The sequence below is a fragment of the Pseudomonas peli genome (assembly GCF_050563605.1).
Lineage (GTDB): Bacteria > Pseudomonadota > Gammaproteobacteria > Pseudomonadales > Pseudomonadaceae > Aquipseudomonas > Aquipseudomonas peli_A.
The window spans coordinates 1-26,113 of the sequence record NZ_JBNXUH010000002.1 but is presented as its reverse complement, the minus strand read 5'-3'; the positions used below and the strand labels follow the sequence as shown (position 1 = coordinate 26,113).

22 protein-coding genes are annotated in these 26,113 nt (G+C 61.2%); 9 read left to right on the top strand and 13 right to left on the bottom strand.

Annotation, left to right across the window (positions count from 1 at the left end; all coding sequences use genetic code 11):
• The first annotated feature begins 245 nt into the window (after positions 1-245).
• From gcl to ACQ4LH_RS02405, 7 genes are all read left to right on the top strand, one after another.
• Positions 246-2,021: a glyoxylate carboligase gene (gene gcl / locus ACQ4LH_RS02435; protein ID WP_430695765.1), complete on the top strand. Its 1,776-nt coding sequence runs from the start codon at positions 246-248 to the stop codon at positions 2,019-2,021.
• Between the two features lie 62 nt (positions 2,022-2,083).
• A complete protein-coding gene (gene hyi / locus ACQ4LH_RS02430) occupies positions 2,084-2,866 on the top strand; it encodes a hydroxypyruvate isomerase (protein ID WP_430695764.1) in 783 nt (260 codons plus the stop codon).
• A 17-nt stretch (positions 2,867-2,883) separates the two neighbouring features.
• Positions 2,884-3,774: a 2-hydroxy-3-oxopropionate reductase gene (locus ACQ4LH_RS02425; RefSeq protein WP_160087072.1), complete on the top strand. Its 891-nt coding sequence runs from the start codon at positions 2,884-2,886 to the stop codon at positions 3,772-3,774.
• Positions 3,775-3,941: 167 nt separating this feature from the next.
• The gene (locus tag ACQ4LH_RS02420; protein WP_430695763.1) at positions 3,942-5,228 is read left to right on the top strand and encodes a glycerate kinase type-2 family protein; all 1,287 of its coding nucleotides are present in this window, start codon (positions 3,942-3,944) and stop codon (positions 5,226-5,228) included.
• The gene (gene pyk / locus ACQ4LH_RS02415; RefSeq protein ID WP_430695762.1) at positions 5,225-6,640 is read left to right on the top strand and encodes a pyruvate kinase; all 1,416 of its coding nucleotides are present in this window, start codon (positions 5,225-5,227) and stop codon (positions 6,638-6,640) included. The genes ACQ4LH_RS02420 and pyk overlap by 4 nt, the downstream gene beginning before the upstream one ends.
• A 141-nt stretch (positions 6,641-6,781) precedes the next feature.
• Positions 6,782-7,735 carry an urea transporter gene (locus tag ACQ4LH_RS02410; protein ID WP_430695761.1) on the top strand — a complete coding sequence of 318 codons (954 nt, stop codon included), beginning with the start codon at positions 6,782-6,784 and terminating at the stop codon, positions 7,733-7,735.
• Positions 7,736-7,786: 51 nt separating this feature from the next.
• Positions 7,787-8,626, top strand: coding sequence for an ion transporter (locus ACQ4LH_RS02405; RefSeq protein WP_430695760.1), 840 nt, complete (start codon positions 7,787-7,789; stop codon positions 8,624-8,626).
• Positions 8,627-8,683: 57 nt separating this feature from the next.
• On the opposite strand, the gene argR is transcribed toward ACQ4LH_RS02405, so the two are convergent.
• From argR to ACQ4LH_RS02355, 10 genes are all read right to left on the bottom strand, one after another.
• Positions 8,684-9,664: a transcriptional regulator ArgR gene (gene argR, locus ACQ4LH_RS02400; RefSeq protein ID WP_090253542.1), complete on the bottom strand. Its 981-nt coding sequence runs from the start codon at positions 9,662-9,664 to the stop codon at positions 8,684-8,686.
• A gap of 67 nt (positions 9,665-9,731) precedes the next feature.
• A complete protein-coding gene (locus tag ACQ4LH_RS02395; protein ID WP_275962891.1) occupies positions 9,732-10,496 on the bottom strand; it encodes an ABC transporter ATP-binding protein in 765 nt (254 codons plus the stop codon).
• Between the two features lie 18 nt (positions 10,497-10,514).
• Positions 10,515-11,627, bottom strand: coding sequence for a succinylglutamate desuccinylase/aspartoacylase family protein (locus tag ACQ4LH_RS02390; protein ID WP_430695759.1), 1,113 nt, complete (start codon positions 11,625-11,627; stop codon positions 10,515-10,517).
• A 10-nt stretch (positions 11,628-11,637) separates the two neighbouring features.
• Positions 11,638-12,336: an ABC transporter permease gene (locus ACQ4LH_RS02385; RefSeq protein ID WP_430695758.1), complete on the bottom strand. Its 699-nt coding sequence runs from the start codon at positions 12,334-12,336 to the stop codon at positions 11,638-11,640.
• Between the two features lie 15 nt (positions 12,337-12,351).
• The gene (locus tag ACQ4LH_RS02380; protein ID WP_430695757.1) at positions 12,352-13,041 is read right to left on the bottom strand and encodes an ABC transporter permease; all 690 of its coding nucleotides are present in this window, start codon (positions 13,039-13,041) and stop codon (positions 12,352-12,354) included.
• A gap of 119 nt (positions 13,042-13,160) precedes the next feature.
• On the bottom strand, positions 13,161-13,940 hold the full coding sequence (locus tag ACQ4LH_RS02375) for an ABC transporter substrate-binding protein (protein WP_430695756.1): 780 nt from the start codon (positions 13,938-13,940) through the stop codon (positions 13,161-13,163).
• A gap of 527 nt (positions 13,941-14,467) precedes the next feature.
• Positions 14,468-16,423 (bottom strand): acetate--CoA ligase, encoded by a 1,956-nt coding sequence (acs, locus tag ACQ4LH_RS02370; RefSeq protein WP_430695755.1) that lies wholly within the window; start codon positions 16,421-16,423, stop codon positions 14,468-14,470.
• 321 nt (positions 16,424-16,744) lie between these two features.
• Positions 16,745-17,662, bottom strand: coding sequence for a DUF4824 family protein (locus ACQ4LH_RS02365; protein ID WP_430695754.1), 918 nt, complete (start codon positions 17,660-17,662; stop codon positions 16,745-16,747).
• Positions 17,659-18,732 (bottom strand): DUF2157 domain-containing protein, encoded by a 1,074-nt coding sequence (locus tag ACQ4LH_RS02360; protein WP_430695753.1) that lies wholly within the window; start codon positions 18,730-18,732, stop codon positions 17,659-17,661. The genes ACQ4LH_RS02365 and ACQ4LH_RS02360 overlap by 4 nt, the downstream gene beginning before the upstream one ends.
• A 125-nt stretch (positions 18,733-18,857) precedes the next feature.
• Positions 18,858-20,411, bottom strand: a complete 1,554-nt coding sequence (locus ACQ4LH_RS02355) for a sigma-54-dependent transcriptional regulator (RefSeq protein WP_422909516.1) — start codon at positions 20,409-20,411, stop codon at positions 18,858-18,860.
• 212 nt (positions 20,412-20,623) lie between these two features.
• Between ACQ4LH_RS02355 and ACQ4LH_RS02350 the strand changes: the two genes are divergently transcribed.
• The gene (locus tag ACQ4LH_RS02350; RefSeq protein ID WP_430695752.1) at positions 20,624-21,421 is read left to right on the top strand and encodes a winged helix-turn-helix domain-containing protein; all 798 of its coding nucleotides are present in this window, start codon (positions 20,624-20,626) and stop codon (positions 21,419-21,421) included.
• The gene (locus ACQ4LH_RS02345) at positions 21,414-21,917 is read left to right on the top strand and encodes a hypothetical protein (protein WP_430695751.1); all 504 of its coding nucleotides are present in this window, start codon (positions 21,414-21,416) and stop codon (positions 21,915-21,917) included. Before ACQ4LH_RS02350 ends, ACQ4LH_RS02345 begins: the two co-directional genes overlap by 8 nt.
• Before the next feature lie 22 nt (positions 21,918-21,939).
• On the opposite strand, the gene ACQ4LH_RS02340 is transcribed toward ACQ4LH_RS02345, so the two are convergent.
• The 3 genes from ACQ4LH_RS02340 to ACQ4LH_RS02330 form a co-directional block, all read right to left on the bottom strand.
• On the bottom strand, positions 21,940-23,511 hold the full coding sequence (locus ACQ4LH_RS02340; protein WP_430695750.1) for an ATP-binding response regulator: 1,572 nt from the start codon (positions 23,509-23,511) through the stop codon (positions 21,940-21,942).
• Positions 23,512-23,528: 17 nt separating this feature from the next.
• Positions 23,529-24,686 (bottom strand): response regulator, encoded by a 1,158-nt coding sequence (locus tag ACQ4LH_RS02335; protein ID WP_430696133.1) that lies wholly within the window; start codon positions 24,684-24,686, stop codon positions 23,529-23,531.
• Positions 24,687-24,798: 112 nt separating this feature from the next.
• On the bottom strand, positions 24,799-26,094 hold the full coding sequence (locus ACQ4LH_RS02330) for a response regulator (protein ID WP_430696132.1): 1,296 nt from the start codon (positions 26,092-26,094) through the stop codon (positions 24,799-24,801).
• Positions 26,095-26,113: the final 19 nt, after the last annotated feature.

Here is a 26,113-nt window from a genome sequence, read left to right as displayed (position 1 = left end):
AACACCACTATCCCACTAGAAACAAAAAACTCAATAGACGAATACAATACAAAGACTATTTGTATACAGTTATTCGCAGGCGTTTCCGCAGCAGATCAAGCACCCCAGCTAAAACAGTTGTTTTAAAAGATTTTTTGCCAGACAGCGCCTCGACAACAAAACGTGTTGACCGGAAGGTCAGGCCATGAATAGAATCCAAACCAGCTGTTTTGTATACAATCTGATAACAAACGAGGCACAAGACAATGGCCAAAATGAGAGCAATCGAGGCCGCCGTACTGGTGATGCGCCGCGAAGGCGTTGACACTGCGTTCGGCATCCCCGGCGCCGCCATCAACCCCCTGTACGCTGCACTGAAGAAAGTTGGCGGTATCGACCACGTCCTGGCTCGCCACGTCGAAGGTGCCTCGCACATGGCTGAGGGTTACACCCGCACCAATGCCGGCAATATCGGCGTGTGCATCGGCACCTCCGGCCCAGCTGGCACCGACATGGTGACCGGCCTGTACTCGGCATCGGCCGACTCCATCCCGATTCTGTGCATCACCGGCCAGGCGCCGCGTGCCCGCATGCACAAGGAAGATTTCCAGGCAGTCGACATCACCAGCATCGTCAAGCCGGTGACCAAGTGGGCGACCACGGTAATGGAGCCGGGCCAAGTGCCACGCGCCTTCCAGAAAGCCTTCTATGAAATGCGCAGCGGCCGTCCAGGCCCCGTGCTGATCGACCTGCCGTTCGACGTGCAGATGGCCGAGATCGAATTCGACATCGACGCCTACGAGCCACTGCCACTGGCCAAGCCGGCGGCAAACCGGGTGCAGGCTGAAAAAGCCCTGGCCATGCTGAATGACGCCGAGCGTCCATTGCTGGTTGCCGGCGGCGGCATCTTCAACGCCGACGCGGCCGACAAGCTGGTTGAGTTCGCTGAGCTGACCGGCGTACCGGTTGTGCCAACCCTGATGGGCTGGGGCGCGATTCCGGATGACCACAAGCTGATGGTCGGCATGGTCGGTCTGCAGACGTCGCACCGTTACGGCAACGCCACCCTGCTGGAATCCGACCTGGTATTCGGTATCGGTAACCGCTGGGCCAACCGCCACACCGGCAGCATTGATGTCTACACCGAAGGCCGCAAGTTCATCCACGTCGACATCGAACCGACGCAGATTGGCCGCGTGTTCAACCCGGACCTGGGCATCGTTTCCGATGCTGGCGCCGCTCTGGACGCCTTTATCGAAGTGGCCCGCGAGTGGAAAACCGCTGGCAAGCTGAAAGATCGCAGCGCCTGGGTCGACTCCTGCCGCGAGCGCAAGCGCACCCTGCAGCGTAAAACCCACTTCGACAACGTGCCGGTCAAGCCGCAGCGCGTCTACGAAGAGATGAACGAGTTCTTCGGCAAGGACGCCTGCTACGTCAGCACCATCGGTCTGTCGCAGATCGCCGGCGCGCAGTTCCTCCACGTTTACAAGCCGCGTCACTGGATCAACTGTGGCCAGGCCGGCCCGCTCGGCTGGACCATTCCGGCGGCGCTGGGTGTGGTCAAGGCTGATCCGACCCGTAACGTCGTGGCGCTGTCTGGCGACTATGACTTCCAGTTCATGATCGAAGAACTGGCCGTGGGCGCGCAGTTCAACCTGCCATACATCCACGTGGTGGTGAACAACTCCTACCTGGGTCTGATCCGTCAGTCGCAGCGCGGTTTCGAGATGGACTACTGCGTGCAGTTGGCCTTCGAGAACATCAACGCACCGGAGATCAACGGTTACGGCGTCGACCACGTTGCCGTGGTGGAAGGTCTGGGCTGTAAAGCCGTGCGTGTATTCGAGCCGAACGACATCCAGGCGGCATTGGCCAAGGCCAAGGCGCTGATGGAAGAGTTCCGCGTACCGGTCATGGTCGAAATCATCCTGGAGCGTGTCACCAACATCTCCATGGGTGTGGAAATCAACGCGGTCAACGAGTTCGAAGAACTCGCCGAACGCGGTGCCGACGCCCCGACTGCGATTTCCCTGCTCGACTAAATCGTCTTCTGAACCAGTAGCCCGGATGTTTTATCCGGGCTGCGCAAGACAAGGAGCACCACATGCCCCGTTTTGCCGCCAACCTGTCCATGCTGTTCACCGAAGTGGACTTTCTGGACCGTTTCGACGCTGCCGCCACCGCAGGTTTCTGCGGTGTCGAATACCTGTTTCCCTATGACTTCGCTGCCGAAGTGATCAAGGCGCGCCTGGATGCCAACCGCCTGGAGCAGGTGCTGTTCAACCTGCCTGCCGGCGACTGGGCCAAGGGCGAGCGCGGTATCGCCTGCCACCCCGATCGCGTTGAAGAATTCCGCGCCGGTGTCGACCAGGCCATCGCCTACGCCAAGGTGCTGGGCAACAAGCAGATCAACTGCCTGGCCGGTATCCGTCCGCAGGGTCTGGATTGCGCCACTGTCGAGCAGACCTTTGTCGACAACCTCAAGTTTGCTGCCCGCAAGCTCGAAGCCGCGGGCATCAAGCTGGTCATGGAAATGATCAACACCCGCGACATCCCCGGCTTCTACCTGAACACCACCCAGCAGGCGCTGGCCATTCGCGACAAGGTCGGCAGCAGCAACCTGTACCTGCAATACGACATCTACCACATGCAAATCATGGAAGGTGACCTGGCGCGTACCGTCGAGGCCAATCTCTCTGTAATCAACCATGTGCAGTTGGCCGACAACCCGGGCCGCAACGAGCCGGGCACTGGCGAGATCAACTACCGCTTCCTCTTCGAGCACCTGGACCGCATCGGCTACCAGGGCTGGATCGGCTGTGAATACAAGCCGGCAACCACCACCGCTGCCGGCCTCGGCTGGATGAAAGCGCACAACGCAATCTGAATCAGAGGATATTTCTCATGGCAAAAATCGGATTTATCGGCACCGGCATCATGGGCAAGCCTATGGCGCAGAACCTGCAAAAAGCCGGGCATACCCTGTTCTTCTCCGAGCACTTCGACAAGGCCCCGGCCGACCTGCTGGGCGACAACGGCATCGGTCTGGCCAACCCGCGCGAAGTGGCGCAGGAAGCCGAATTCATCATCATCATGGTGCCGGACACCCCGCAGGTTGAAGACGTACTGTTCCGCGCTGACGGCGTTGCCGCAGGCGTGGGCGCTGGCAAAGTGGTGATCGACATGAGTTCGATCTCCCCTACCGCCACTAAAGTCTTCGCCGAGAAGATCAAAGCCACTGGCGCTGCCTACCTCGACGCGCCGGTATCCGGCGGTGAAGTCGGTGCCAAGGCGGCCACCCTGTCGATCATGATCGGCGGCTGCCCGAATGCCTTCGAACGCGCCCTGCCGCTGTTCCAGGCCATGGGCAAGAACATCACCCGCGTCGGCGGTAACGGTGACGGTCAGACCGCCAAGGTCGCCAATCAGATCATCGTTGCTTTGAACATCCAGGCAGTGGCCGAAGCCCTGCTGTTCGCCGCCAAGAACGGCGCCGATCCAGCCAAGGTGCGTGAAGCGCTGATGGGCGGTTTCGCCGGTTCGAAGATCCTTGAAGTGCACGGTGAGCGCATGATCAAAGGCACCTTCGATCCAGGCTTCCGTATCAGCCTGCACCAGAAGGACCTCAACCTGGCACTGGCCGGTGCGCGCGAACTGGGCCTTAACCTGCCCAACACCGCCAACGCCCAGCAAGTGTTCAGCACCTGTGCCGCCATCGGTGGCAGCAACTGGGACCACTCGGCGTTGATCAAAGGCCTGGAACATATGGCCAACTTCAACATCCGTGGTGAGTAAGTAACAGGTTTCAGGGCGGGGTCAGCCGCGCTGAAACAACCCTTTCGATCTGTCCGGCAGGCGGTGTCACGGCCTGCCTGCCGGGTGGGTCGATTCTAGTGCGCAGCGCCTTGGCCCAGGGCGCTGCGCACTAGAATCGAAGTTGATCCAGACCAAGAGAGATCACCATGTCCATCGATCCGTCTTTCAATCCAACGTCTCTGCTGCGCGAGCTGTTCGCCAGCGCCATCGACGCCGCCCACCCGCGCCAGGTTCTGGCTGATTACCTGCCGGAAGATCGCAGCGGCCGGGTTATCGTAATCGGTGCCGGCAAAGCCGCCGCGGCCATGGCCGAAGTGATTGAGCAGGAATGGCAAGGCGAGGTCTCCGGCCTGGTGGTCACCCGTTACGAGCACGGCGCCAACTGCAAAAAGATCGAAGTGGTCGAAGCGGCGCACCCAGTGCCGGACGACGCCGGTGAGCGAGTGGCGCGCCGCGTGCTGGAGCTGGTCAGCAATCTGACCGAGTCTGATCGGGTGATCTTTCTGCTGTCCGGCGGCGGCTCTTCCCTGCTCGCCCTGCCCGCCGAAGGCATCAGCCTGAAAGACAAACAAGCGGTCAACAAAGCCCTGCTGAAATCCGGCGCCTCGATTGGCGAAATGAACTGCGTGCGCAAGCACCTTTCGGCGATCAAGGGCGGTCGTCTGGCCAAGGCCAGCTGGCCAGCCAGCGTCTACACCTACGCGATTTCCGATGTACCGGGCGATGAAGCTACGGTGATTGCCTCCGGCCCGACCGTGGCCGACCCGACTACCTCCGCTGAAGCGCTGGCGATCCTCGCCCGCTATAGCATCGAGATTCCAGCCAACGTGCACGCCTGGTTGCAAAACCCAGCCTCGGAAACCGTCAAACCGTGCGACCCGTGCCTGGCCCGCAGCCACTTCCAGCTGATTGCCCGCCCGCAACAGTCCCTCGATGCAGCTGCTGCCAAGGCACGCGCCGCTGGTTTGCCGACGCTGATCCTCGGTGATCTGGAAGGCGAATCGCGGGAAGTCGCCAAGGTGCATGCCGGTATCGCCAAACAGGTGCGTCTGCATGGTCAGCCGATCAAGGCACCCTGCGTGATTCTCTCCGGCGGTGAAACCACGGTGACCGTACGCGGCAATGGCCGTGGCGGACGCAATGCCGAATTCCTCCTGAGCCTCACCGACAGCCTCAAGGGTCTGCCCGGGGTATACGCCCTGGCCGGTGACACCGACGGTATCGACGGCTCGGAAGACAACGCCGGGGCCCTTATGACCCCCGACAGCTATGCCCGCGCCGCGGCGCTGGGGCTAAGCAGCAGCGATGAGCTGGATAACAACAACGGCTACGGCTACTTCGCCGCCCTCGATCAACTGATCGTCACCGGGCCGACGCGTACCAACGTCAACGATTTTCGCGCCATTCTGATCCTTGAGAACCCTGCCAAATGAACGCCGACAAGAAAGTAAAAATCCTCGCCACCCTTGGCCCAGCGATCAAAACCATCGACGACATCCGCCAGCTGGTGGAGGCTGGGGTCAACCTGTTCCGCCTCAACTTCAGCCACGGTGAACACGCCGACCACGCCCAACGCTTCGACTGGGTACGTGAAGTCGAGCAGCAGCTGAACACCCCGATCGGCATCCTGATGGACCTGCAAGGGCCAAAGCTGCGCGTCGGCCGTTTTGCCGAGGGCAAGGTCAACCTGCAACGCGGCCAGACCCTGCGCCTGGACCTCGACAGCACCCCAGGCGACGTCAATCGGGTCAACCTGCCCCACCCGGAAATTATCGAAGCGCTGCAACCGGGCATGAGCCTGTTGCTCGACGATGGCCGCCTACGCTTACAGGTCACCGCCAAGCACAGCGATGCAGTGATTACCGAAGTGATCGCCGGTGGCGAGCTGTCCGACCGCAAAGGCGTCAACGTGCCGGAAGCCGTGCTGCAACTAAGCCCATTGACCGAAAAGGATCGCCGCGACCTGAGCTTCGGCCTGGAACTGGGCGTGGACTGGGTCGCGCTGTCGTTCGTGCAGCGCCCGGAAGACATTATCGAAGCCCGCCAGCTGATCGGAGATCGCGCCTTTCTGATGGCCAAGATCGAGAAGCCGTCTGCGGTGATTCACCTGGAAGAGATCACCCAGCTGTGCGACGCAATCATGGTTGCCCGTGGCGACCTGGGCGTGGAAGTGCCGGCCGAGAACGTGCCGCGCATCCAGCGCGACATCATCCGCACCTGCCGCCAGCTCGGTAAGCCGGTGGTGGTGGCCACGCAGATGCTCGAATCCATGCGTTTCTCCCCTGCGCCGACTCGCGCCGAGGTCACCGACGTGGCTAACGCCGTGGCCGAAGGCGCCGATGCGGTGATGCTCTCAGCGGAAACCGCCTCCGGCGATTACCCGCTGGAAGCCGTGCAGATGATGAGCAAGATCATTCGCCAGGTGGAAAACGGCCCGGACTTCCAGGCCCAGCTCGACGTCAGCCGCCCGCAGGCTGAAGCCACCGCCTCGGATGCGATCAGTTGCGCGATCCGCCGCATCAGCACCATCCTGCCGGTGGCCGTGCTGGTCAACTACACCGAGTCGGGCAACTCCAGCCTGCGCGCCTCGCGCGAACGGCCGAAAGCGCCGATCTTGAGCCTGACCCCGAGCCTGGATACCGCGCGGCGCCTGAGCGTGGCCTGGGGCGTGTACTCGGTGGTCAACGCGCGCCTGCACAAGGTTGAGGAAGTCACCCGCACCGCCCTGGAAACCGCCCGCTCAGCTGGGCTGGCGAAAACCGGCGACACCGTGGTGATTACCGCCGGCGAGCCGTTCGGCCAACCGGGCAGCACCAACAGCCTGCGTATCGAAATCCTCCACTGATCCAGCTCTGCGGCAGGTCGCCAGCCCTCGCCGCAGAACGCAATTCCCACGCTGGCTTTGCCAGTTTTGTAGGCACCCACTGTTCCCGCGGTGGGTGCCTCTTTTTATGGCCCTGGTGATCGTCTACTCAGGTTCGTCTGCATGTCGCCATTACCGCTCGCCCCTCACGCCTTGCAAGGCTCTCGAGCCCTGCTTAACGGCTTTAGCCAGATTTTTCTACAAGCCCATCCCGGCTGCGGCTTGCTGGTGCTGTTGGCGATTGCCATCGGTGCGCCGCAACTGCTCGGCGGCGCCCTGCTCGGTTGTCTTAGCAGCACGCTGACGGCGCAGCGTCGTGGTTATGTCAAAGCCGATATCGATCTCGGCTTGTATGGCTACAACGGGGTTCTGCTGGGCATGCTGATCAGCCTGCAATTTGCCTGGTCGGCGCTGCTGCCGCTGCTGATCATCGTCAGCGCCGGAGCTTCCAGCCTGCTGCTGGCCGCCTGGGTGCAGCGCATGCGCGAGCGCCAATGGTTGCCGGCCTTTACCTTCCCCTTTGTCGGCTTGAGCTGGCTGCTGTTGTGGCTGGCACCCGCCCTACAGCTTGAGTTGGCGCCGGCCATCCCAAGCCAGACGCAACCGCTCGACTGGTGGGCCAGTCTGATCGCCATGGCGCGCGGCTTGGGCCAGGTGATTTTTCTCGATCAGCCGTTGGCCGGCGTTTGCCTGCTGTTCGGCCTGTTGCTGGCAGATCACCGCGCTGCCTGCTGGGCGCTGCTCGGTTCCACTGGCGGGTTGGCTCTGGCGGTGTATCAGGGTTTACCGCAGCACAGTGCCCTCACCGGCCTGTATGGCTATAACGCCGCCCTGACGGCCATCGCCCTCAGTCAGGTACACCGCCGCCCCTGGTTACCGGCCCTCGGTATCGCTCTGGCGCTGGTGCTGCAACCCGGCTTCAGCGCACTGGGTCTGCCGGCCCTGACCATGCCGTTTATCCTTACCTGCTGGCTGGTCAGCGCCACCCAGCGCCTGCTGCGCAAAGCCGCGGCCGACTGCGCACCGCTGCCACCCAACAAAGGTAAAGGCTTGCATCACCAGGACAAAACTCCCTAGGCTGCCTGTTCGCGTTATCGCGAACACCGCATACGGAGCAGCCAGAGCACCATGGACACGCCGCATAACCTGCGTCAGCAGCTGTACAGCATCATCTTCCACACGGACACGCCAGCCGGGCAGCGCTTCGACCGTTACCTGCTGCTGACCATCATGGCCAGTCTGGTGGTGGTGATGCTCGACAGCATCGACAGCGTGCACAGCCAGCAAGGGAGGCTGCTGGCGGGTATTGAATGGGGCTTTACCGCGCTGTTTGCCATCGAATACGTGGTGCGCCTGTACTGCTCACCGAAACCACTGCGCTACGCCTTCAGCTTCTTCGGCCTGATTGACCTGTTGGCAATCCTGCCGGGCATCCTCGCCCTGTTCTACGCCGACGCGCAGTACCTGCTGATCATCCGGGTGATCCGCATGCTGCGGGTGTTCCGCGTGCTCAAGCTCAGCCCCTATCTGCGCCAAGCCAACTTCCTGCTCACCGCGCTGCGCGGCAGCAAACAGAAGATCATCGTGTTCTTCGCCTGCATCGCCACCATGGTCACGGTGTTTGGCACCCTGATGTACGTGATCGAAGGCCCCGCCCACGGCTTTACCAGCATTCCCAAGGGCATCTACTGGGCCGTGGTTACTCTGACCACCGTCGGCTTCGGCGATATCGTGCCGAAAACCCCACTGGGCCAGGCGCTGTCGACCCTGGTGATGATCACCGGCTACTCGATCATCGCCGTGCCCACCGGCATCTTCACCGCCGAACTGGCCAACGCCATGCGCGGCGGCGACGAACTGATTCACGACTGCCCAAGCTGCGCCAAAAACACCCACGAACACGGCGCCGCTTTCTGCACCCGCTGCGGCAACCCGCTGTTTCCGAGGCAAGTCGACAAAATTGAGTAATCCCGGCCAATAAAAAACCGCAGCTGGCTGCGGTTTTTTTATGCGTTCGAAGTTAACTCAGCCACGTTCGATTGGCGTAGAAGTCAGCTCAAACGGGCTATTGCTGCGCCGCTGGTTGCGGTCTTCGCGCGGGGTGGCGCCGAAGAAGTTGCGGTAGGCGCTGGAGAAGTGCGGACCAGAGGAGAAACCGCAGGACAGGCCGATCTGGATGATCGATTTGCTGGTCTGCATCAGCAGTTGGCGCGCCTTGTTTAGACGCAGTTCCAGGTAGTACTGGCTGGGGACGCGGTTGAGGTACTGCTTGAAGATGCGTTCCAGCTGACGCCGTGACACGCAGACGTGCTGGGCGATTTCGTCGGTGGTCAGCGGCTCTTCGATATTGGCTTCCATCAGCAGCACGGCCTGAGTCAGCTTGGGGTGGCTGGAGCCCAGACGATTCTGCAATGGAATACGCTGACGTTCGCCGCCTTCGCGGATGCGTTCGACTACCAGCTCTTCGGATACCGCACCGGCCAGTTCGGCACCGTGGTCGCGGGCGAGCAAGGCCAGCAGCAGATCGAGCACGGCCAAGCCGCCACAGGCGGTCAGACGATCACGGTCCCAGTCGAACAAATGGCTGGTGGCGATCACCTTAGGGAAGCGTTCCGTGAAATCATCCTGCCAGCGCCAGTGCACCGAAGCGCGGTAGCCATCGAGCAAGCCCAGCTGCGCCAGCGGATAGACCCCGGCGGCAATCGCGCCGATCACGCAGCCACCACGCACCAGTTGCTTGAGTGCGCCGGAGAGCGCCGCAGGCATCGGTCCTGGCGGCTCATCGGCGAGCAGGAAGAGCTTCTGGCAGCCTTCCAGCTTGCCCACCCAGGATTCCCCCGGCAGCCGCCACGCGCCCTCAAGCGGTGCCTCAGCCTGCAGAAACACCAACTCGTAGACCACCTCGGGGTGGACGCGCTGGGCAACGCGCAGCGCTTCTTCCGCCAAGGCCAGGGTCAGGGGCTTGGTGGTGGGCCAAAGCAGGAAGCCAATTCGGTGGGCATTCATGGGGGGCAGTTTAGGCTCTGTTGGCGATTATGGGCATAGCACGGATGCTTGCAGATGTTGCCGCGGGTTATTTGAGACTGCCAGAGAGGAACTGCTGCAAACGTTCGGATTGCGGATTGGCCAACACTTCTTTCGGGCAGCCGCGCTCTTCCACCACGCCTTTGTGGAGGAACACCAGCTGATTGGAGACTTCACGGGCAAAGCCCATTTCGTGGGTTACCACGACCATGGTGCGGCCTTCCTGCGCCAGGTCCTGCATGACTTTCAGCACTTCACCGACCAGCTCCGGGTCCAGCGCCGAGGTCGGTTCGTCAAACAGCATCACCTCAGGCTCCATGGCCAGGGCGCGGGCAATTGCTACACGCTGCTGCTCGCCGCCGGACATATGCGCCGGGTAGGCATCTTTACGATGGGCCACGCCAACCTTGTTCAGGTAATGCTCAGCCTTTTCCAGGGCTTCTTTCTTGCTCATGCCGAGCACGTGCACCGGGGCTTCCATGACGTTTTCCAGGGCGCTCATGTGCGACCACAGGTTGAAGTGCTGAAATACCATGGACAGGCGCGAGCGCATACGCTGCAGCTGCTTGGGATCGGCGGCTTTCAAGCCACCATCCTTGTTGGCCACCAGTTTCAGCTCTTCGTTGTTGAGCAGAATCTTGCCGCCGTGAGGCTGTTCCAGCAGGTTGATGCAACGCAGGAAGGTACTCTTGCCCGAGCCGCTGGAGCCGATGATGCTGATCACATCGCCGGCCTTGGCCGCCAGTGACACGCCCTTCAATACTTCGTGGCTGCCGTAGCGCTTGTGCAGATCCTGAACTTCAAGTTTGTACATGGTTTCCACTCTCTTGAATCAGTCGCTGAGCAAGCGACCCTGGCGAATAGGGGTACGACCGGCCACTTTGGCCAGCCACAAACCGGGCTGAGCAAAACGCAACCGCTCGCGCGCATAGAGCACACCATCTGTAACGGCACAGACAGTTGTGTGGCGATCATCCAGAGGATCGATCACTTCAAACAAGGGGTCGCCGGCCAAAACCTGCGCGCCCACCGGTTGCAGAAAACTCACCACCCCGGCATGCGGGGCATAGGCGTATTGCGCACCATTAAACGGCGTGGCGTCGCAGCTTTCAGCGGGCGCTGGCGGCCAGTCACCGGCAATCAGGCCCTGCTCGGCGAGAAACGCCAGAATGCTTTCGGCACTGGCTTCAGCCTCTGGCTTGCCGGTATCGGCCATGCCGCCCAGCTCGACCGTTACAGCCAGACAAGCCAGCGGCACAGCGGCCTGAGGGAAATGCCGGGCTAGATGAACCCAGGGCAAGGCACAGGCTTCATCGAAAGAGCTACCGCCGGAATCCTCGACGGTCAGCGCCGCCCCGGCCTGCAGACGAGCAGCCAGGGAACGCAGTTGCGGCCACTGCTGCGGCAGCAGGTACAGATGCACTGCAGCATCGAAATCACAATGCAGGTCGAGCACCACATCGGCATCGCAGGCATGTTTGAGCAGCAGGCGTTGCATGCCTTGCAGCTCCGAGCCGGCTGGCGGCAAGGCTTCCAGCGCGGCCTGCATGGCAGCGCGAATCAGCCGCACATTGCTGGGGCCGTCACTGCCCAGGCAGCCTTCCAAAGCCGGTGCAATGGCGGCGGCCAGGTCAAAGAAATCACGGTTGAAGTTCTTGCCACTGCCCACCTCAAAACGGCCCTGATGGGTCGCCTGAAACATCTGCCCCAAGCCAATCGGATTGGCCACGGGTACCAGTTCGATCACCCCAGTAAGCCGCCCCTGAGCTTCCAACTGACGCAAGCGGCGCTTGAGTTCCACCGCCACGCGCATCCCAGGTAGCTCATCGGCATGCAGCGAGGCCTGGATATACGCCTTGCACGGGCCCTGGCCGAAACGAAATACGCTCAAGCGGCGTTCGGTTCCGGGACAACCCCAGGGCAGTGGATGATCAATACGCTGCATGGACTCTTCCTCAGGCCTTGCGCGGGGCTAGGTAGGCCAGCCAGCGGCGTTCAGCCAGCTTGAACAGGCGTACGAGGATAAAGGTCAGGCACAGGTAGAACAGGCCGGCAGTGATAAACGCCTCGAATGGCAGGTAGTACTGCGAGCTGACGGTGCGCGCCGCGCCAGTGATATCGATCAAGGTAACGATCGAGGCCAGCGAGGTGGTGTGCAGCATCATGATCACTTCGTTGCTGTACTGCGGCAGGGCGCGGCGCAGGGCCGACGGCAGCAGGATGCGGCGGTACAGTTTAAAGCGCGACATACCCATGGCCTTAGCTGCCTCGATCTCGCCATGGGGCGTAGCCTTGAGGCTGCCGGCGAGAATCTCCGCACTGTAGGCGCTGGTGTTGATGGCAAACGCCAGGCAGGCACAGAAGGTAGCGCTGGAGAAATACGGCCACAGCGCGCTCTCACGTACCGCCTCGAACTGGGCCAGACCGTAATAAATGAGAAACAGCTGCACCAGCATCGGCGTGCCGCGAATCACGTAGGTGTAGAGCCAGGCCGGAAAGTTGACCAGGGACGACTTGGAGACGCGCATCAACCCCAGGGGAATGGCTAGAGCCAGGCCGCACGCCAGGGAAATCAGCAGAATTTTCAGGGTGACCAGTACACCGCCAAAGTACAGCGGCAGGTTTTCCAGAATTACGTTGTAGTCAAAAATCATCGCTGCGCTCCCCGCTTACAGATCAGCGGCTTTGATGCCGACCGAGTAACGTTTTTCCAGGTAACGCAAAGCCAGCAGCGACACGCTGGTCAGCACCAGATACAGGGCCGCAACGGCCAGGTAGAAGGTGAATGGCTCACGGGTGGCATCGGCGGCACTTTTCGCCTTGAACATCATGTCCTGCAGACCCACCACGGAAATCAGCGCGGTGGCCTTGGTCAACACCAGCCAGTTGTTGGTGAACCCAGGAATGGCGAAGCGAATCATCTGCGGCACCAGGATGCGGAAGAACACCTGCATGCCACTCATGCCGTAAGCCGCACCGGCTTCGGCCTGACCTTTGGGGATGGCCATAAAGGCCCCACGGAAGGTCTCCGACAGGTAAGCACCAAAGATAAAGCCCATGGTGAACACGCCGGCAATAAAGGGGTTGATATCGATGTAGTCGTCATAGCCGAGCATCGGCGCCAGACGGTTCACCATGTCCTGACCGCCGTAGAAAATCAGCAGGATCAGCACCAGATCGGGAATCCCGCGGATTACCGTGGCGTAAGTTTCACCCAGCAGCGATAGCCACTTGATTGGTGATAGGCGAAACGCCGCACCCAGCAAACCCAACACGATGGCCACTGCCATCGACGTCAGCGCCAGAATCAGGGTGAGCCAGGCACCCTCTAGAATGGTCGAGCCGTAGCCGTTGAGCATGCTCTGCTTACCTCATGCAAACGCCGGGCGGCGCCTGGGAGTACAACGGGAAAGTGGCGCAAGCTTCAGGTTACAGCCAGCTTGCGCCACTTTCAGTGAAAGCGACTGAGCGAACTCAATCAGTCGCCGTAGACGTTGAAGTCGAAGTACTTGTCTTGCAGTTCCTTGTACTTGCCGTTGGCGCGAATGGCATCAATGGCGTTGCTGATCTTGTCAGCCAGTTCCTTATCGCCCTTGCGCACGGCGATACCGGCGCCATGGCCGTAGTACTTCTCTTGGGTGAAGTCCGGGCCTACCAGGGCGAAGTCTTTGCCGGCGTCAGTCTTGAGGAAGCCTTCGTCGATATTGACCACGTCGGCCAGGGTCGCGTCTACACGGCCGGAAGCCAGATCGAGGAAAGCTTCGTTCTGCGAGCTATAACGCACGACTTCAACGCCAGCTGGCTCGAACTCATCGGTGGCATGACGGTCGTAGATCGACGAGCGCTGCACACCGACTTTCTTGCCTTTCAGATCAACCAGCGGATCGTTGATCACGGTGCCGGCCTTCATCGCCAGCTTACCGGGGGTGTGGTAGTACTTCTTGGAGAAGTCGACCGACTTCAAGCGATCTTCGGTGATGCTCATCGACGACAGTACGGCGTCGAACTTGCGTACTTTCAGAGCTGGGATCAGGCCGTCGAATTCCTGCTCGATCCATTTGCATTCCACTTTCATCTCTTCGCACAGAGCGACGCCGATGTCGTAGTCGAAACCGCTGATGGCACCTTCAGGGGTTTTGAAAGCGAACGGCGGGTAAGCCGCTTCGATACCGATACGCAGAGGCTTGGCCTCTTCAGCCATGGCCAGCGGCGACAGCATGGACAGCGCCAGTGCGCCGAGAAGTGCAATCTTCTTCATTTTGTGACTCCTTCGAATGGGAATGGCATCGGTTGGCAGAGATTGTTCGGGTATGCATCCAGCCTTGCATGAATTGTAGTGAGTCGCCGCCAAGCTGCGCGCTGCGCAGAAGCCAGACGGCCCCAGCCGGGTGAGCGGCATTCTAGCGACAGCTCGAAAGTCGATATTTCTTCAATGCGACAAGTAATTACAAAAGGCCCGGACGGGTATAGCGAGGATATTGACAGCCCCTGGATTATATGCAGAGACAGAAAAGACAGTTAACCATTGGTTAAAGCAATTAACGCGCCCAATTTCAATAAGGCCTTTATCTTCGCGGCCTGGTGGCGGTTTTTATTTTTATAGCCGCAGCGAACGATGCGTCATCTTGACGCGAAACGTTCCCGCACACCCCATAAAAGTGCGCGTTGTTACGCCCGAGTTACAACGAAATACCCAGATGAAAATCGATAATGCCGCGCAAAGCACAACGCCCTGCCCGGCTTGTGGCCGAAACAGGGCGTTGTTTACAGGCGGTTCAACCGAAGTCAGGCAGCCTGCATCTCGCGGTGAGTATCAATAAGGTGCTGCACCACGCCAGGATCGGCCAACGTGGAGATATCGCCGAGTGCATCGTATTCGGCGGTTGCGATCTTGCGCAGGATACGGCGCATGATCTTGCCCGAGCGGGTTTTCGGCAGGCCTGGAGCCCACTGAATCACGTCCGGTGAGGCAATCGGGCCGATTTCCTTGCGTACCCAGTTTTTCAACTCCTGGCGCAATTGTTCGGACGGCTGCTCGCCACCATTCAAGGTGACGTAGACATAGATGCCCTGCCCTTTGATGTCGTGCGGCACGCCAACCACGGCGGCCTCGGCGACTTTCGGGTGAGCAACCATGGCGCTTTCGATCTCGGCGGTGCCCATACGGTGGCCCGACACGTTCAACACGTCGTCGACACGGCCGGTAATCCAGTAGTACCCGTCTTCATCACGGCGCGCACCGTCACCGGTGAAGTACATGCCCTTGAAGGTCTTGAAATAGGTATCGACAAAGCGGTCGTGGTCGCCGTACAGCGTACGCGCCTGACCCGGCCAGGAATCGATGATCACCAGATTGCCTTCGGCAGCGCCCTCGATCAGGTTGCCGAGGTTATCCACCAGAGCAGGCTGTACGCCGAAGAACGGACGGGTCGCTGAGCCTGGCTTGAGCGCGGTAGCACCCGGCAGCGGGCTGATCAGGATGCCGCCAGTTTCGGTCTGCCACCAGGTATCGACAATCGGGCAGCGCTCTTTGCCGACCGCCTTGTAGTACCAGTTCCAGGCTTCCGGGTTGATCGGCTCACCAACCGAACCCAGCAGACGCAGGCTGGAGCCATCGGCACCAGCTACCGCCGCATCGCCATGAGCCATCATGGCGCGGATAGCAGTCGGTGCGGTGTAGAGGATATTGACCTTGTGTTTATCGATGATCTTCGACACCCGGGTGATATCCGGATAGTTCGGGATGCCTTCAAACAGCAGCGTGGTCGCGCCATTGGCCAGCGGGCCGTAGACGATATAGCTGTGGCCGGTAACCCAGCCAACGTCGGCGGTGCACCAGTAAACGTCGCCAGGTTTGTAATCGAACACCCGCTCATGGGTCAGCGCCGCATACACTAGGTAGCCGCCGGTGGTGTGCTGCACGCCTTTCGGCTTACCGGTGGAGCCCGAGGTGTAGAGGATAAACAGTGCTTCCTCGGCGCCCATTTCCTTCGGCGCGCAATGGCTGGAAGCCACGGCCATCAGGTCTTCGTACCAGATGTCGCGATGCTGGTTCCACTTGATTGGGCTACCGGTGCGTTTGCACACGATGACCTTTTGAATGCTCGCGGTTTCCGGGTTGGTCAGCGCGTCGTCAACGTTGGCTTTAAGCGGGGTTTTCTTGCCGCCGCGCAGGCCTTCATCGGCGGTGATCACCACCTTGGATTGGCAGTCGATGATGCGGCCGGCCAGTGCTTCCGGGGAGAAACCACCGAACACCACCGAGTGGATCGCGCCGATACGGGTACAGGCCAGCATCGCCACCACCGCCTGCGGAATCATCGGCATATAGATGGTCACCACATCGCCGCGGTGCACGTCCTGGCCACGCAGAGCGTTGGCGAACTTGCAGACTTGTTCGTGCAGCTGGCGGTAGGTGATTTCCTCGTGCTCGGACGGGTCATCGCCTTCCCAGATAATCGCCACCTGATCGCCACGCTCTTCCAGGTGACGGTCCAGGCAGTTGTAGGAAACGTTGAGGGTGCCGTCGGCAAACCATTTGATATCGACGTGGTGATCGTCGAAGGAGGTCTGCTTGACCTTGGTGAAGGGCTTGATCCAGTCCAGGCGCTGAGCCTGCTCACGCCAGAAGCCATCGGGGTTGATCACCGACTGCTGATACATGGCTTTATAGGTGGCCTCATCAGTCAGTGACTGGGCCGCCACCTCCGGGCGCACGGGATACAAGGACGCAGCACTCATCAGAAACACCTCGGTGGGTAGTTGTTGTTCTATGCGCCATTTTGTATCCACGACCCCACCTTTGAGCCATTCGACCATGGTCTTAACGCTCTACGACCATGGTTGCAGACGTTTTTTTCAGGCAAAAAAATGCCGGGAGCAATTTTTAACGTCGCGGAGCGACGGCCCGCAGGGTGGCGGCCAGGGATGGCACGCCATAAAAAAAAGGCGGTCATCTGACCGCCTACCCAAATCATTCCAGGGAGAGGAATGGAGAAACGCTTGCATCCAAACCACGCAGGATTGGAACGCCGCCACTTTCACCCAGCACGCTGCGCCGAGCTATTGCACCTTGGTCGTAGGCTGCGGCGTACTCGCCTGCCTGGCACTCAGCGCAACAAACCAGGGTTCCAGCCGCCGGCCGAAGGCGACTTCGGCGCTAAACAGCTTCTGATAACCCGAGTAGTCAACGCCTGGCTGCTCAGCTTGCTGCGGCAGGCTGTCGAACGTCGCATGCCAGCGCTGCGGCAGGTTGAGGCTCTGCACTCCAGGGGTTTCGGCCGAGCCGCCGAGCTGCCAGGTCCAGCGCTGGTTGTCCGGACGCGGGTCATCGCCCTCGCCCGTCCAATCGGTCGCTACGCTGCTGGCCTGCACCGCGATGATGCTGCGCACAATGGCGTAGCGCGTGCGGTCCGGGTAACGCGCGCGCAGCGTCTGCTGATCCATCCCGACATCCACCACCAGCAGGCGGCTGGCGCGGTGTTGCTCATAGTTCAGCGCATTGGCTGCGTGCTGGGCCGCCTCACGCAGCTCTTTGCTGTCCGGCACCGACTTCTGCAAACGCAGGGCCTCGGCATGGGCGGCAACCTGCAGCGCCACTTCACGCTGATAAGCCGGGCCATCGAGTTCCAACACCAGCAGTGCATCACGGTCCAGCTGACGACGGTAACGTCGCACGCTCTGCTCGTTCAGCTCAGTGGGCACCTGAAAGCCCAGTTCGGCCATCTTTTCGGCGCTGATCGACAGGTAGTAGTGGTCATCATCCGCTTGGCTGGGCCAGCGGTAATCCAGGTGCAGTGCCAGGCTGCTGTTGTCCTTGCGCCAATAGGCGTAGGTATTACCCAACTCGCGCTCGGACAGCTGCAGGCGGCTTTCCTCGGGCTCCTGGCGATTCCAGGCCACGCCCGCCAGGATAATCGCGTTAACCAGGCCAATCAGCGCCAGCCCGGCAATCAGATAACGCGCACGCACGCCGCTCATTGCACACCTCCCAGCAAACCGTGGCGGCTACGCAGGCGCCGCAGCACCAGCAGAATCAGCACCGCACTCAAGCCCAATACCAGGAAGAACAGGTACTTGGGCATGCTCTCCCACCACCAATCGAAGAGCTTGGTGTAGAGAAAAATCACAAAGAAGCTCAGCCCGGTGTTCACCACATCCGCCCATTCGCGACGCACACCCAACCAGATCACCAGCGCCGCGAGGATAAAGCCGCCAATCTGGTAGGTATTCTCGATGTACTCGGGCGAATAATCGAAGAAACTGCCCGCGCCCCAATGCGACAACACCAGTACCGGCACAAACACCCCGAGCAGGCCAAATACCCGATAGATCACCGCAAAGCCGTCAAAACGGCGCTGATCAATCAGCAGCGGCACCGCGAAGATCAGCAGCGCCGGCAGGAAGAAATTCTCCGGCCGCTGGGCAAACCCCAGCCAGTAAATGCCGTCCCAACTGCCAATCCGCGCAGCGACAAAGGCCAGCAGACAGCTCAATCCGGCCGCCAGCAGCAGGCGCGCACCGCAGGCATAAGCCAGCAGCAGCGCATAGAGCGCCCAGGGCAGCAAGGCGTTGTTCGAAGGGGTGATATTGAATATCTGCCCGAGCATGACGATGTTCAGGACAAAACAGGTAAAGGCCACCAGCGCCGCCAGCTTGCTGAAATAGCCCGAGCTATCGAGGCGTTGCACCCACAGCGTCAGGCCGAATGAGGCGATACTCGCGGTCAGCAGAATCGCCACCTGGCTCAGGGTGCCGAACAGCCCCCAGAACTGGTAGAACAGAAAAAACACACTGGCCGCCAACGCCAGCGCGCCGAGAAACGAAGCAATGCGCATGCCCAGCGACAGCTGACGGGCCTGGATGTCGTGATCGATATCGAAGGCCGCCAAATAGCTGTTAAGCAATTGCTGCTGGTAGCCATGCAGACTGGCGCGCTGGCTGTCATTCAGGTTCAACACCTGCTCCGCTTCAAGGCGCGCCAATTCACGATTGAAAACGCCGATCTCATCGGCACGTTGCTGGGCATCACTGCGGTTTATGTTGGGCATGGCAATCCTTGCTGCGGTCCATCAGGTCATAAGTTGATCAGCACACTCTAGCGCTAAAGTTTCGGCCTTGGGCTGACCCAGTAAAGGGTTTGTGGCCGCGCAGTGCGCTCGCGGCTAAAAGCCCCCTACTCCTTGCCCAACCCATGCTGACGCAGCTTGTTGGCAATCGTGGTGTGTGACACGCCAAGGCGTTTACCTAACTGACGACTGCTCGGGTGGTCGTGGAATAGGCGCTCCAACACGGCTTTCTCGAAGCGCCCGAGAATCTCGTCCAAGCCGCCCTCCACCGAGAACTCACCCAGCGGCTGCGGCGCGCCGTAGTCCGGCAGGCGGATATGCTCACCCTTGACCACTCCGCCATCGCACAGCGATACGGCTTGGAACAGCACGTTCTCCAATTGACGCACGTTGCCCGGCCAGTGGTAGTGACCGAGTTTATCCAACACTTGCGGCGCCAGCTTGGGTAGCGGGCAGCCAATCTGCCGGCTGGCCTGGTCAAGAAAGTGCTCCACCAGCGGCGGCAGACCATCTAGGCATTCGCGCAGCGGCGGGATATGCAGGCTGAGCACGTTGAGGCGGTGATAAAGGTCCTGGCGGAACTCGCCCTTGGCGCACAGCTCGGACAGGTCGACCTGGGTGGCGCAGATTACCCGCACATCCAGATAGACCTCCTCATCACTGCCGACCCGACGAAAACAGCCGTCCTGGAGAAAACGCAGCAGCTTGGCCTGCAGGCGTGGGCTCATTTCGCCGACGCCATCGAGAAACAGCGTGCCGCCAGCTGTCAGTTCCAGCAGACCGAGTTTGCCTTCCGGCCGCGCGCCTTCGAAGGCACCGGGGCCGTAGCCGAACAGCTCGGTCTCGGCCATGGATTCCGGCAACCCGGCGCAATTCAGCGCCATAAACGGCGACTGCCCACGCGGGCTGGCCAGGTGGCAGGCGCGGGCCAGCAGTTCCTTACCGGTGCCGGTTTCGCCCTCGATCAGCAGCGGCGCATCCAGCGGCGCCATACGCCGCGCTTCGCGCACCACGGCGGCCATTACCTTGGAACTCTGGAAAATCGAATCGAAGCCACGCAACTCCTGCTTGCGCACGTTATAGATGCGCTCGCCCACCCGATCCGCCCGGTGCAAGGTCAACACCGCGCCAGCCATGGCATCACTCTCTTCATGCTCGGTTTGCAGCGGGGCGATATCGGCGAGAAACACATCGCCCTTAACTTTCACCCGCAGGCCATTGATCCGCGACTTATTGGCGCGCACCAGCTCGGGCAGGTCGAAGTCCTCGGCATAACGCGACAGCGGAATACCCGGCACTTCATCCACCCGCACGCCAAGCAGCTGCGCCGCACTGCGGTTGGCCGCGACGATTGAGCCGCCCATATCAATCGACAACACCGGGAAATCCAGCGCACCGAGCAAGGCATTCAACTCCAGATGACGACGCTCGCTGGGCATTAGACCCACACGCTTGACGCCAAACACCCCGGAAATCGCCTCGAACTTAGGTCGCAGCGATTGGAACTGCAGGTTGATCAGGTTCGGACAGTGCAAGTAGATGGCGTTGCCCTGCTCGCCACCGACTTCGCCACGGGCGACGTTGATGCCGTATTCGACCAGCAGGTTGAGGATGTCGCGCAGGATGCCAATTCGGTTCTGGCAGTGGACTTTGATACGCATGGCTAGCCCCTAGATCTATAAGCCAGCTCGGAAAGCGGCCACTTTTGTCAAGAATATCTGACAGAACCTGCAACAACCACCGTGAACAGCCCTCGCAATCGCAAATTCGTAATCTTTTCATTACAAAACGGGCAGATCTTCATCCAGTGGTAATCGGGACTAACCTGTTAAAGCCGCCACACCGCTCACCTTGCGCCAATCAGGAACGTTACATGAGCACCTACGTGATCAATCGCCTGATTCACTTCGATAACGAAGCCTATGTGCTGTACGCGGCCCAGGCCCCTGACGAGGTATTGCGCATCGGCGCTATTGCCAGCCGTTGCCTGACCCAGTTGCTGCAAGCCAACGGGCAGATCGTCAGCAAGCGCGATCTGATGAGCGGTGCCTGGGGGGCTTTCGGCCTGGAGGTGACCGACAACAGCCTGGCTCAGGTGGTGCGCCAACTGCGTGTGGCGCTGGAGAAGCTGCAGCCGAACCACGAACTGATCATTACCATCCCACGAATCGGCTACAAGATCAGCGAACAGGTGGAGCTGCTCGACGAAGCCGTCTTATCTGCCCCGCCACTAACACCCGCAGCGCCTGCGCCAAAAGCTCCGCCGTCCAGCGCAGAGCCGTACGAACCGATGCCACGTAAAGAGCGGCGGCATGAGCGGACGACGGACCTGCTGCTGGGTTTCGCTGCGATTATCTGCTGGGTGGCGCTGTTCCAGCTGCCGAGCCTGCTGGGCGAGAAACCTCTGCCAGAGCTGCCTTTTGTCGAGCATCAGGTGGAAAGCATCGACGCGATACAGGTCCATCAGGAAAGCATGCCCGGCGGTGCCTTGCAGCCAGACAACCGCCGGCTTGTTGCGCAAGCAAAGCAGCTCAGTCAGGCCCTGGGTATGGACTCGCGCGACCTGCATATTTACCGCTTCGCGGACCAGTACCGCAGCCTGGACCTGCTGTGCCAAGGCAAATTGCTGGTGCCGGACAGTCAATGCATGGGGATACAAGCCAATGACTAGTCGGCGCTGGCGTCACCTCTGGGTGTTCCTTGTTGTCGGTGCCCTGAGCCTCGGTGCCGGGATGCTGGTCGAACGGCCTGCCCCGCCTCTTGACCTGCTCTGCAGCGGACGCAGCGCGCTGGAAATCGAGTCGCCGCAAGGGCGGTGGCTGCTCAACGAATACCACCTCGACCTGCGCGCCGAGGGCCTTGGCGATTACAAAGCCAGTGCGCGCCTACTGGAAACCGGCAACAGCGAGACCTTGGGTTACCTGCATCGCACGGCAAGCTTCGAGCACCGTCGTGAGGGGCAACGCTTACTGCTGCATGTACAACATAGCGGCAAGAGAGAGACCGATAGCCTGCAGGAACCGCAGCTGGCCGGCCTCGGCCTGTTTATCTTCACCGAGCAGTCACGCCTGACCTACAAGGTCCGCCGGCTAACCCCGGACAGCGTACTGATCAGCGACGGCATGGGGGCCGTGCTGTTCTGCGAGCAGAGCCTTGCACGACACTGAGCCGCACACCTTGCAGAGCGACTCAGCCAACCAGATCAAACATCGGCTGCTCGCACTCCAGGCTGGGCAGCGTCAGCAGCAGGCAGGTGGTGTCCAGGGCATCGTCCACCTGCAGCTCCAGCGCGCCGCCCTGGGCCAGCGCCAGTTTCTTCGCCGAGTAGGTGCCAAGGCCGTTGCCGTTCTTCTTGCCAAGACTGCTGTACTTATCAAAAAAGTGCGGACGGAAAGCCTCGGCCACCGCTGGCTGGTTCTCTAAACGAATGCTGAGTTGCTCGTCCATCGCCACCTGCACCCGCACGCGACTGCCCTCGGGGGCCGCCTCACAGGCGTTCTTCAACAGATTGTTGAGCAGCGAGTAGCACAACAGCTGATCGCCCCAAGCTTGCACAGACTCGTTTTGGTCCCCGTCAGGCAGGCTCAGTTCGATCACCAGTGACTTGGCCTGGTAGGTCATCCGCGCCGCCTCGACCATGCTGCCGAGCATGGGTGCCAGTGCCACTTGAGTCGGCTGCAGCTCGAAGCGCCCGGTCTCGATGCGGTGCAGCGTCGCCGAGAGGTCGAGCATATTCAGCACCTGCTGGCCGCTATCCTCCAGCAACCACAGCATGCGCTCCTGCCCCGGCAGCAGGTTGCCGCCCTCAAGCAGGCCCTGGGCCAGCCCAAGGATGCCGCTGAGCGGCGCCTTCAGATCATGCCGGGCGATCTGCTCGACCTCCTCACGCAAGCGTGCCAATTCCAGCAGCTCGTTGTAGTCAGCCTGCACCTGGCAGTGCCGCTCCACGTGGCGCAGCAGGTTGCTGACCCGCAGGCGCAGCATGTGCGGATCAATCGGTTTGTTGACGAAATCCACCGCACCCAGTTCCAGGCCGCGCTGCTGGGCCTCGGGTTCGGTCATGGCGGTGATAAAGATCAGCGGGATATGGCTGGCCCGTGGATGGCTGCGCAGCTGGCTGGCCAGCTCGAAGCCATCCATGTTCGGCATCATCACGTCGAGCAGCAGCAGATCCGGCGGGTCGTCCGAGGTGCAAATGGCCAGGGCGGCGTTGCCGTTCTGCGCCACGCGCACCCGGTAATCCTTGCGAAACAGGCCGGAGATCAGGCTGAGGTTGTCCGGCATGTCGTCCACCACCAGCAGGGTGGGTCGGCGCGTCTCCTTCGGAACAGGCGCTTTGACTACCTCGGGCTGGACCTGCACCAGCGGCAAAGGCTTGGGACGATGACGCATGGCCCGCGTCAAATGCTGCACAAGGTCCTGAGAGTTGTAGGGTTTGACCAGGATGCTGCTCACCCCACTGGCAATCAGCTGGTTGACCTGATCGCGCTCGCACTCGGCGGTGATCATGATGAACGGCAAGTGCGCCAGGCTCTCGCTCGAACGCACCCGGTGCAGCAGATCGAGCCCTGACATCACCGGCATGTTCCAGTCGGAGATGATCACGTCAACGCGGCGGGTTTCGAGAATCTTCAGGGCCTCCAGGCCACTGTTCGCCAACAGGATCTGGCGCGCGCCCAACCGGGTCAGCTGGCTGCTGTTGATCCGGCGCATGGAGTCGGCGTCATCGACGACGAGAAAAACAGTTTGCTCGGTAATCATGGGGCTACTCCAGTGCGTCAGGCGCAGTCGGCCACGACGACATGCAGTTGGCTAACACTGAACTGCTCGGCCTTGGCGTGCAGGGTCTCATCGGTATCGGCGTAGCGCCGTGCGATGTCCTGGAACTCCAGCTCTAGGCTGAGGAAGGCATCCACCACAGCCGGATCGAAGTGCCCACCACGGCCCTCACGGATGATCGCGACGGCTTTCTCGTGGGGCATTTCAGGCTTGTACACACGGCGACTGATTACCGCATCGTAGACATCGGCAATTGCCATCAACCGGGCGCTGAGGGGAATTTCCTCGCCGCTCAGGCCCTGCGGGTAGCCGCTGCCGTCCCATTTTTCGTGGTGGCAGAGGGCGATTTCTTTGGCGATTCGCAGAAACGGCACCGGCATGCCGAGCATTTCCTCGGCATGCACCAGCGCCTGGTAGCCCAAGCGCGGGTGGTGCTTCATTACCTCGAACTCGTGCGGCTCGAAACGCCCAGGTTTGAGCAGGATGTGGTCAGGGATACCGACTTTGCCGATATCGTGCAGCGGCGCCGACTTGTACAGCAGCTCGATACTCTGCTCGTCCAGCTGCGCGGCGAAGCGCGGTTGCTCGCTCAGCCTCTGCGCCAACACGCGCACATAGTTCTGCGTGCGGCGCAGGTGGTTGCCGGTCTCGTTGTCGCGGGTTTCCGCCAGCGAGGCCAGGGCCAGAATGGTCACGTCGTGCACCGCCTGCAGCTCGCGGGTGCGCTGCGCCACCTCTTCATCAAGATGGGCATTGCGCAGACGTAGCTGGTCGGACGCTGCTTTCAGGCGCAGCTGACTGCGTACTCGCGCCAGCAGCACCGTCGGCTCGAACGGCTTGCTCAAGTAATCGGTGGCGCCCAGCTCGAGGCCGTGCCGCTGGTCCTCGGCCTGGTCCTTGGCGGTGAGGAACAGCACGGGGATGTCCTGGGTCAGCGGATTGGCCTGCAGCTGACGGCAGACCTCGTAGCCGTCCATATCCGGCATCATCACGTCCAGCAGGATCAGGTCCGGCGGACTTTGGCGGGCGATCTGCAATGCCTTCTCGCCGCCGGAGGCTACCCGCAGTTGATAATGCGGGCGCAGCAGCTCACTCATCAGGTGGAGATTGGCCGGTACATCGTCGACCACCAGCAGGGTGGCCTTGCGCTCGTTCATGCTCATCCTAGCGTCCTCGAAATAGGCAAATTGCAGATACAGCGATTAGCCCACAGCGCCGCCTGAGCTGCTCTGAATAGGGCTGAATCGCGCTGAATTTCCATGAAAAGCCTCAGGCCGCGCGGCTCAGCCGGCTATCGATGGCCTCGTCCAGGCAGGCCAGCGCTTTGTCGAAGTCGAAATCATCCAATGCCGCCGCCAGTCGCGCGACCTGTGCCGGAAACGCCGCACGCAGCAACGGCGCGTGGCTGGTGAAGCAGGTCTGCGCCTCGGCATCGTTGTCCGTCAGCAAGTCCGACAGCCGCTCGCACGCTTGCTGCAACTGCTGCTCATCCACCGAGGCAGCAATCTCCTGCTCATTGGCCGGCAACTGGCGCAGCTGGTCGAGCAAGGGATTGAGCTGCGCCGCCAGCGCGACCAGCAGCGGCTCGCTACCCGCGGCCGCGCCGTGGCGCAGGTGCTGCTCCAGCGCGCCGGCGGCCTTGGCCAGGGCATTCGCGCCAAGCGTGGCGGAAACACCCTTGCAGCCATGGGCCAAATGCTCTGCGGTAGCAGCGTCGCCCTGGTCTAAGGCGCTCTGCAACTGCTCGATCAGCGAGGCCTGTCCGGTAAGGAACTGGTTAAGCAGCTGCCGGTACAGCGCCTCGTTGCCCAGCACCCGACGCAGGCCGGCGGCCACGTCCACCCCGGCCAAACGCAGCGTCTGCGCCTGATGCGCGACAACCTGTGGTCGACTCCAACGCTGGCCCAACCAGCGCTGAACCACGGCGTGCAGGGTCTGCGGCTCAAAGGGTTTGCTGATGAAGTCGTTCATCCCGGCAGCCAGGCAGGCCTCGCGGTCCTCGCGCATGGCGTTGGCAGTCATCGCCACCACCGGTAACTCAGCAAGCTCGGGGCGTAGGCGCAGCTCACGGGTCGCGGCCAGGCCATCGAGCACCGGCATCTGCATGTCCATAAACACCAGTTCGTAGCGGTGCAGCGCCAACCGATCCAGGGCCTCGCGGCCATTGCCGGCAATATCCACCTGACAACCCATGGCGCGCAGCAGCTCGGCCGCCACCTGCTGGTTCAGCTCGTTGTCCTCCACCAGCAGCACACGGCCGCCCAGCAAAGGCTCCTGGGTCAGCGGGCTGCTGAGCAGATTCTCGTTACGCAGCGGCGCATGGGCCAGCTGCAGGCACGCGGTAAAGCTGAAGGTACTGCCCTGGCCAGGCACGCTGCGCACCGCCACGTCCCCGCCCATAAGCGACGCCAGTTGCTTGGCAATGGCCAGGCCGAGACCGGTACCGCCATAACGGCGGGGGGGCGAGGCATCGGCCYGCTGGGAAMTGGGGRACARCTGCCCSCACYGCTGCTCGGGAAGGCCAATAACCSGGATCGCTGACCTGGAAMTCCAGACAAAAGGCATGCGCMGCGGGGTCGCGCAG

What these genes read in the sequence shown, in the direction of transcription:
- ACQ4LH_RS02420 (WP_430695763.1), top strand. Translation starts at nt 3,942, where the DNA reads ATGTCCATCGATCCGTCTTTCAATCCAACGTCTCTGCTGCGCGAGCTG.
- ACQ4LH_RS02385 (WP_430695758.1), bottom strand. Translation starts at nt 12,336, where the DNA reads ATGATTTTTGACTACAACGTAATTCTGGAAAACCTGCCGCTGTACTTT.
- ACQ4LH_RS02375 (WP_430695756.1), bottom strand. Translation starts at nt 13,940, where the DNA reads ATGAAGAAGATTGCACTTCTCGGCGCACTGGCGCTGTCCATGCTGTCG.
- ACQ4LH_RS02380 (WP_430695757.1), bottom strand. Translation starts at nt 13,041, where the DNA reads ATGCTCAACGGCTACGGCTCGACCATTCTAGAGGGTGCCTGGCTCACC.
- ACQ4LH_RS02340 (WP_430695750.1), bottom strand. Translation starts at nt 23,511, where the DNA reads ATGATTACCGAGCAAACTGTTTTTCTCGTCGTCGATGACGCCGACTCC.
- ACQ4LH_RS02335 (WP_430696133.1), bottom strand. Translation starts at nt 24,686, where the DNA reads ATGAACGAGCGCAAGGCCACCCTGCTGGTGGTCGACGATGTACCGGCC.
- hyi (WP_430695764.1), top strand. Translation starts at nt 2,084, where the DNA reads ATGCCCCGTTTTGCCGCCAACCTGTCCATGCTGTTCACCGAAGTGGAC.
- ACQ4LH_RS02365 (WP_430695754.1), bottom strand. Translation starts at nt 17,662, where the DNA reads ATGAGCGGCGTGCGTGCGCGTTATCTGATTGCCGGGCTGGCGCTGATT.
- ACQ4LH_RS02390 (WP_430695759.1), bottom strand. Translation starts at nt 11,627, where the DNA reads ATGCAGCGTATTGATCATCCACTGCCCTGGGGTTGTCCCGGAACCGAA.
- gcl (WP_430695765.1), top strand. Translation starts at nt 246, where the DNA reads ATGGCCAAAATGAGAGCAATCGAGGCCGCCGTACTGGTGATGCGCCGC.
- ACQ4LH_RS02405 (WP_430695760.1), top strand. Translation starts at nt 7,787, where the DNA reads ATGGACACGCCGCATAACCTGCGTCAGCAGCTGTACAGCATCATCTTC.
- argR (WP_090253542.1), bottom strand. Translation starts at nt 9,664, where the DNA reads ATGAATGCCCACCGAATTGGCTTCCTGCTTTGGCCCACCACCAAGCCC.
- ACQ4LH_RS02360 (WP_430695753.1), bottom strand. Translation starts at nt 18,732, where the DNA reads ATGCCCAACATAAACCGCAGTGATGCCCAGCAACGTGCCGATGAGATC.
- ACQ4LH_RS02410 (WP_430695761.1), top strand. Translation starts at nt 6,782, where the DNA reads ATGTCGCCATTACCGCTCGCCCCTCACGCCTTGCAAGGCTCTCGAGCC.
- ACQ4LH_RS02345 (WP_430695751.1), top strand. Translation starts at nt 21,414, where the DNA reads ATGACTAGTCGGCGCTGGCGTCACCTCTGGGTGTTCCTTGTTGTCGGT.
- ACQ4LH_RS02395 (WP_275962891.1), bottom strand. Translation starts at nt 10,496, where the DNA reads ATGTACAAACTTGAAGTTCAGGATCTGCACAAGCGCTACGGCAGCCAC.
- acs (WP_430695755.1), bottom strand. Translation starts at nt 16,423, where the DNA reads ATGAGTGCTGCGTCCTTGTATCCCGTGCGCCCGGAGGTGGCGGCCCAG.
- pyk (WP_430695762.1), top strand. Translation starts at nt 5,225, where the DNA reads ATGAACGCCGACAAGAAAGTAAAAATCCTCGCCACCCTTGGCCCAGCG.
- ACQ4LH_RS02350 (WP_430695752.1), top strand. Translation starts at nt 20,624, where the DNA reads ATGAGCACCTACGTGATCAATCGCCTGATTCACTTCGATAACGAAGCC.
- ACQ4LH_RS02355 (WP_422909516.1), bottom strand. Translation starts at nt 20,411, where the DNA reads ATGCGTATCAAAGTCCACTGCCAGAACCGAATTGGCATCCTGCGCGAC.
- ACQ4LH_RS02425 (WP_160087072.1), top strand. Translation starts at nt 2,884, where the DNA reads ATGGCAAAAATCGGATTTATCGGCACCGGCATCATGGGCAAGCCTATG.